Genomic DNA, 6,750 nt, shown 5'->3' with positions numbered 1-6,750 from the left:
GTGAGCAGCGGCCAGGCGAGCCTGTGCTGCATCAGTCGCGATAGGAGGGAAGTGGGCATGTCAGTGCGTCTGTTCTGCAGCGATCAGCTCGTACACGTCGTCCTCGCTGCTGCCGGCGGGCAGTTCGCCCACCTTGGTGCGGTCGCGCAGCACGACGATGCGGTGGGCCACGCGCACCACTTCGCTGATCTCGGAAGAGATGAACAGCACCGCCATGCCCGCCTTCGCGAGCTGGAGGATCTGCTCCATGATTTCCTGCTTGGCGGCCACATCGATGCCGCGCGTGGGCTCGTCGAGGATCAGGAGGCGCGGCGCTGTCGCCAGCCAGCGGGCGATGACGGCCTTCTGCTGGTTGCCGCCGGAGAGCAGGCCGATGGGCGTGTCGATGCTCGCGGTCTTGATGCCCAGCGCCGCCACGTAGTGCTCGGCCATGCGCACCTGCTCGGCATGGGGAATGAAGTGCAGCGCGCCGCGCCGGGCCTGCAGGGCCAGGGCGATGTTTTCGCGCACCGACAGCTCGGCGACGATGCCGTCGGTCTTGCGCTCCTCGGGGCACAGCGCCAGTCCGGCGGCGATGGCGTCGGTGGGGCTGCCGAAGCGGCGGGCCTGGCCATCCATCCACAGCGTGCCGCTGTCCGCCGGCTCCAGGCCGAAGAGCAGGCGTGCCAGCTCGGTGCGGCCCGCGCCCAGCAGGCCCGCCAGGCCGACCACCTCGCCCGCGCGCACCTGCAGGTCGATGGGATGCAGCTGGGTCTTCTGGCCCAGACTCTCGGCCTTGAGCAGCGGCGTCTCACCGGCCGCGGCCGGCGGTAGCGCCGCCGACTGGCCCTGCGCGGCGGCCAGCTCGCGGCCCACCATGGCCGAGATCAGTGCCGGCGCGGGCAGTTCGGCCGTCGGCCATTCGCCCACGAAGCGACCGTTTCGCAGCACGGTGATGCGGTCCGACACGGCATACACCTGGTTCATGAAATGGGTGACGAAGACGATGGCCAAGCCCTCATCCCGCAGCCGGCGCATCACCTCGAAGAGCTTGCGCACCTCGTCGTCGTCCAGGCTGGAGGTGGGCTCGTCCAGGATCAACACCCGCGCATCCACGCCCAGCGCGCGGGCGATGGAAACCAGCTGCTGCACCGCCACCGGGTAGCTGGCCAGCAGCCGCGTCACGTCGATGTCCAGGCCCACGCGCGCCAGCAGGCTGCGGGCGCCTTCGTTGACCGCCGCCCAGTCGATGCGACGGCCCTGCAGCAGGCCGCGGCGCGGATAGCGGCCGGCGAACACGTTCTCGGCCACCGACAGGTTAGGGCAGAGGTTGACTTCCTGGTAGACGGTGCTGATGCCCAGTGCCTGCGCATGCGCGGGCGAGGCCGGCACGATGGGCGCACCCGCCAGCACCATGCGCCCGTCGTTGGCCGGGAAGACGCCCGTGAGCACCTTGATCAGCGTCGACTTGCCCGCGCCGTTCTGGCCCATCAGCGCATGGATCTCGCCGGGGTACAGGCGCAGCTGCACGTCCTGCAGCACCGGCACGCTGCCGAAGCGCTTGCCGATGCCGGTGAGTTCTAGCACTGGTGCGGTGGAGGAAGGGGTGACAGCAGCCATGGCTTCAGCGGTTCTTGTGCCAGACGTCGATGAACACCGCGGCCAGCAGCACCAGCCCCTTGATCACCTGCTGGTAGTCGATGCCGATGCCCATGATCGACATGCCGTTGTTCATCACACCCATGACGAAGGCGCCGATCACCGCGCCCGTGACCTTGCCCACGCCGCCCGAGGCGGAGGCGCCGCCGATGAAGCAGGCCGCGATCACGTCCAGCTCGAAGCCCAACCCCGCCTTAGGCGTGGCCGTGTTGAGCCTTGCCGCGAACACCAGCCCGGCCAGCGCCGCCAGCACGCCCATGTTGACGAAGGCATAGAAGCTCAGGCGCCGCGTGTCGATGCCCGACAGGCGGGCCGCCTTCTCGTTGCCGCCAAGCGCATAGACGCGTCGGCCCAGCACCGTGCGGCGGGTGACGAAGTCGAACAGCACGATCAGCACCGCCATCACCACCAGCACATTGGGCAGGCCGCGGTACGAGGCCATCATCCAGGCGAAGCCGATCAGCAGGCCCGCGAAGACCAGTGTCTTGGCGGCGAAGAAGCCGACCGGCTCGTCCACGATGCCATGCGCCTGCTGGCGCTGCCGCGATCGCCACCCGGCGGCCGCGAAGACGACGGCCGTGGCCACGCCGATCAGCAGCGAGGTCAGCCGCAGGCCCTGGTTGCCGAAGGCGTCGGGGATGAAGCCCGAACTCAGCCGCTGGAAGCTGTCGGGAAAGGGCCCCACCGACTGGCCCTGCAGCAGCGCCAGCGCCAGGCCCTTGAACACCAGCATGCCGGCCAGCGTGACGATGAAGGAGGGAATGCGCGCATAGGCCACGAACCAACCCTGCGCAGCGCCGATGAGCGCGCCGCCCACCAGGCAGGCCAGCGCGGCCGGGATCACCGGCCAGTCGTGGTTGACCATCAGCACCGCCGCCAGCGCGCCGATGAAGCCGCTGACCGAGCCCACCGACAGGTCGATGTGGCCCGCCACGATCACCAGCAGCATGCCCAGCGCCATGATGACGATGTAGCTGTTCTGCAGCACCAGGTTGGTGAGGTTGAGCGGCTGCATCAGCGTGCCGTCGGTCAGCACCTGGAACAGCACCATGATCGCGACCAGGCACACCAGCATGCCGTACTCGCGGAAGTTGTGGCGCAGGAAGGCGGCGGTGGAAGGTGCCGGCGCGGCCGCCGGTGCGGCGGCGCGGGGCAGGGATGCGGCGTTGTCGGTCATGCAAGGGCTTCCGTCTTGGCCGCCAGCCCACGTGCGGCGGCATGGCCGCGCACGATGGCGCCCATGATCCGCTCCTGCGTGGCCTCGGCCGTGGGCATCTCGGCGACGAAGCGGCCTTCGTTCATCACATAGATGCGGTCGGTGATGCCCAGCAGCTCGGGCATCTCGGAGGAAATCACGATCACGCAGCGGCCCTGGGCGGCCAACTCGGCGATGAGCGTGTAGATCTCGTACTTGGCGCCGACGTCGATGCCGCGCGTGGGCTCGTCGAGGATCAGCACCCTGGGCTCGGTGAACAGCCACTTGCCCAGCACCACCTTCTGCTGGTTGCCGCCCGACAGGTTGAGCGTCTTCTGCAGCACGTCGGGCGTGCGGATGCGCATGGCGCGGCGAAAGCGCTCGGCCACGGCCGTGTCCTGCAGCGGGTCGATCACGCCGGCGCGGGAGACGCCCTTCAGGTGGGCGAGAGACGTGTTGAACCGGATGCTCTCGTCCAGCACCAGGCCGGCGCCCTTGCGGTCCTCGGTCACATAGGCCAGACCCTGGGCGATGGCTCTGCCCACCGTGCTGACGTCCACCTCGCGGCCTTCGATGCGCACGGTGCCTGCGACGCGCTGGCCCCAGCTGCGGCCGAATACGCTCATGGCGAACTCGGTGCGACCGGCGCCCATCAGACCGGCGATGCCCACCACCTCGCCGCGGCGCACATGAAGATTCAGGTCCTGCAGGAACGGGCGCTCTGGCCGCTGCGGATGGTGTGCATGCCAGTCCCGCACCTCGAAGCCCACGTCGCCGATGTTCGGTGTGCGCGGCGGGTAGCGGTCGGCCATGGCGCGGCCGACCATGGCGCGGATTACCTCGTTCTCGTCCACCGGTGCGGCGCTGCAGTCGAGGGTCTGCACGCTGCTGCCGTCGCGCAGCACGGTCACCGCGTCGGCCACGCGGGCGATCTCGTTGAGCTTGTGCGAGATCAGGATGCAGGTGATGCCCTGCGCGCGCAGCTCCATCAGCAGGTCCAGCAGGGCCTGGCTGTCGTTCTCGTTGAGGCTGGCGGTGGGTTCGTCCAGGATCAGCAGGCGCACCTGTTTGGCCAGGGCCTTGGCGATCTCCACCAGTTGCTGCTGGCCGATGCCCAGCTCGCCCACCGGCGTCTCAGGGGACATCCTCAGGCCCACCTTGGCCAGCAGCTCGCGGGTTCGCCGGTGCGCCTCGGTCCAATCGATGACGCCGTTGCGGGCCACCTCGTTGCCCAGGAACAGGTTCTCCGCGATGGAGAGCATGGGCACCAGCGCCAGCTCCTGGTGGATGATGATGATGCCGGCGCGCTCGCTGTCGTGGATGCCGCTGAAGCGCTGCACCTGACCGTCGTAGACGATGTCGCCCTCGTATTCGCCGTGGGTGTAGACACCGCTGAGCACCTTCATCAGCGTGGACTTGCCGGCGCCGTTCTCGCCCACCAGAGCATGGATCTGCCCGGCTTGCACACCCAGCTCCACCCGGTCCAGGGCCACGACCCCGGGAAAGGTCTTGCGGATGTGGCGCATCTCCAGCAGCAGGTTCATGGCGGTGTTGCCGGCGCGCTCCTTGGCAGCGGCGCGCCGGCCTGGCTTTACTTGAACTGCGCGGCCTTGTAGTAGCCGCTGCCCACGAGCACCTGTTCCCAGTTGCTCTTGTCCACGCTCACGGGCTTGAGCAGGTACGACGGCACCACCTTGACGCCGTTGTTGTAGGTCTTGGTGTCGTTGACCTGGGGCTGCTTGCCCGAGACCACCGCATCGACCATGTCGGCCGTGACCTTGGCCAGCTCGCGTGTGTCCTTGAACACGGTGGAGGATTGCTCGCCGCGCAGGATCGACTTGACCGAAGGTACCTCGGCGTCCTGCCCGCTCACCACGGGGCAGGGCTGCTGCGCGGTGCAGTAGCCCACGCCCTTGAGCGAGGAGAGGATGCCGATGGACAGCCCGTCGTACGGCGAGAGCACCGCATCGACGCGCGCGTTGCCGTAGAAGGCCGACAGCAGGTTGTCCATGCGGGCCTGCGCCACCGCGCCGTCCCAGCGCAGCGTGCCCACTTTGTCCATGCCCATCTGCTTGCTGCGCACCACCAGCTTGCCGCTGTCGATGTAGGGCTTGAGCACGCTCATCGCCCCGTCGTAGAAGAAGAAGGCGTTGTTGTCGTCGGGCGAGCCGCCGAACAGCTCGATGTTGAAGGGGCCCTTGCCCTGCTTGAGCCCCAGCTTGTCGACGATGGAGTTGGCCTGCAGCACGCCGACCTGGAAGTTGTCGAAGGTGGCGTAGTAGTCGACGTTCTTGCTGTTGCGGATCAGCCGGTCATAGGCGATGACCTTGATGCCGCGGTCAGCCGCGTTCTGCAGCGCCTTGCCGAGCGTGGTGCCGTCGATGGAGGCGATCACCAGCACCTTGGCGCCGCGGGTGATCATGTTCTCGATCTGCGCCAGCTGGTTGGGGATGTCGTCCTCGGCGTACTGCAGGTCGGTCTTGTAGCCCCGGTCCTTCAGCACCTTGACCATGTTGTCGCCGTCGGCGATCCAGCGCGCCGAGGACTTGGTGGGCATGGCGATGCCGACCAGGCCCTTGTCCTGGGCCTGGGCGAAGGGTGTCAGCAAGGTGGTGGCCAGCGCTGCGCCGGCCACGATCGACTTGAGGAAGGTGCGCTTCATGTTGTTGTGCTCCCTCGGCGATCAGTACTTGCGTTTCGGGAACTCGGCGGCCGCGGTTTCCATGGGGAAGATGCCCTCTTCCGTCACGATGCGCTTGGCCACCGGCTTGCCGGCCACGATGTCCTTGACGGCCGTCATCAGCTGCGGGCCCAGCAGCGGCGAGCACTCGACGGACACATTGAGCTTGCCGGCCATCATGGCCTCAAAGGCGCCCTTGACCGCGTCGACCGAGATGATGGTGATGTCCTTGGCCGGCTTCAGGCCCGCTTCCTCGATGGCCTGGATGGCGCCGATGGCCATGTCATCGTTGTGCGCGTAGAGCACGTTGATGCCGTTCTTGCCCTCGGCTTTCAGGAAGGCTTCCATCACCTCCTTGCCCTTGGCGCGGGTGAAGTCGCCGGTCTGCGAGCGCACGATCTTGAACTTGGGATCGGCCTTGATGATTTCCTCGAAGCCCTTCTTGCGGTCGATGGCGGGGGCCGAGCCCACGGTGCCTTGCAGCTCGACGATGCGCACCTCGCCCTTCTGGTCCTTCATCTTGTCCACCAGCCAGCGGCCGGCCTTGCGGCCTTCCTCGACGAAGTCGGAGCCCATGAAGGTGACGTAGAGCGAGGTGTCCTTGGTGTTGACGGCGCGGTCCGTCAGCACCACGGGGATCTTGGCGGCCTTGGCCTCGCGCAACACGTTGTCCCAGCCGGTCTCGACCACCGGCGAGAAGGCGATCACGTCGACCTTCTGCGCGATGAAGGCGCGGATGGCCTTGATCTGGTTTTCCTGTTTCTGCTGCGCGTCGGAGAACTTGAGCTCGATGCCTGCGTCCTTGGCGGCCGACTTGATCGATTCCGTATTGGCGGTGCGCCATTCGCTTTCTGCGCCGACCTGGCTGAAGCCGAGCACGATCTTCTTCTGAGCCCAGGCGGCGCTGGGCAGCGCCATGGCGAGGGGCAGGCCGGCGGCCAGGGCGACGAGCTGACGACGGGAGGGGCGCATGGGTTGTCTCCTGATGAAGGAATCGATGTGTTGTGGGCGCCGTGCGGCGCACCCGCACCGCATCGAACGTGAGGGCAGTGTATGAAGCAAAAAAATATCCATCCAATGGTTTTTTGAAGAGAATGGATATCAATCGGAGCATTCGCACAAACCCTCGCCGCCCGTCGGCGACACCGCCATTCCTTCCTCGATGACCAGCCCCTCGACGTCCAACCCGCACTGGTTCCTGCGTGCCCGCCTCAAGACGCGGCAGCTGCTGCTGCTC

The 6,750-nt window shown here is 67.2% G+C and carries 5 protein-coding genes; all 5 read right to left on the bottom strand.

The genetic code is table 11. The features are described from left to right. Nucleotides 1-60: 60 nt before the first annotated feature. The 5 genes from QZ772_RS04220 to QZ772_RS04200 are packed head-to-tail and all read right to left on the bottom strand — an operon-like array spanning nt 61 to nt 6,485. Nucleotides 61-1,599 (bottom strand): sugar ABC transporter ATP-binding protein, encoded by a 1,539-nt coding sequence (locus tag QZ772_RS04220; protein WP_295523343.1) that lies wholly within the window; start codon nt 1,597-1,599, stop codon nt 61-63. A 4-nt stretch (nt 1,600-1,603) separates the two neighbouring features. Continuing rightward, nucleotides 1,604-2,815, bottom strand: coding sequence for a multiple monosaccharide ABC transporter permease (gene mmsB, locus QZ772_RS04215; RefSeq protein ID WP_295523341.1), 1,212 nt, complete (start codon nt 2,813-2,815; stop codon nt 1,604-1,606). After that, nucleotides 2,812-4,371, bottom strand: coding sequence for a multiple monosaccharide ABC transporter ATP-binding protein (mmsA, locus tag QZ772_RS04210; RefSeq protein WP_295523345.1), 1,560 nt, complete (start codon nt 4,369-4,371; stop codon nt 2,812-2,814). Before mmsA ends, mmsB begins: the two co-directional genes overlap by 4 nt. A 53-nt stretch (nt 4,372-4,424) precedes the next feature. Continuing rightward, nucleotides 4,425-5,495 (bottom strand): multiple monosaccharide ABC transporter substrate-binding protein, encoded by a 1,071-nt coding sequence (gene chvE / locus QZ772_RS04205; RefSeq protein ID WP_295523339.1) that lies wholly within the window; start codon nt 5,493-5,495, stop codon nt 4,425-4,427. 21 nt (nt 5,496-5,516) lie between these two features. After that, nucleotides 5,517-6,485, bottom strand: a complete 969-nt coding sequence (locus QZ772_RS04200) for an ABC transporter substrate-binding protein (RefSeq protein ID WP_017761362.1) — start codon at nt 6,483-6,485, stop codon at nt 5,517-5,519. Nucleotides 6,486-6,750 lie beyond the last annotated feature (265 nt).

The sequence above is a fragment of the uncultured Pseudacidovorax sp. genome (assembly GCF_913773995.1).
Classification (GTDB): Bacteria; Pseudomonadota; Gammaproteobacteria; order Burkholderiales; family Burkholderiaceae_C; genus Xenophilus.
Note: the sequence above shows the minus strand (reverse complement) of the source record. Positions and strands in the feature narration are given on the sequence as shown.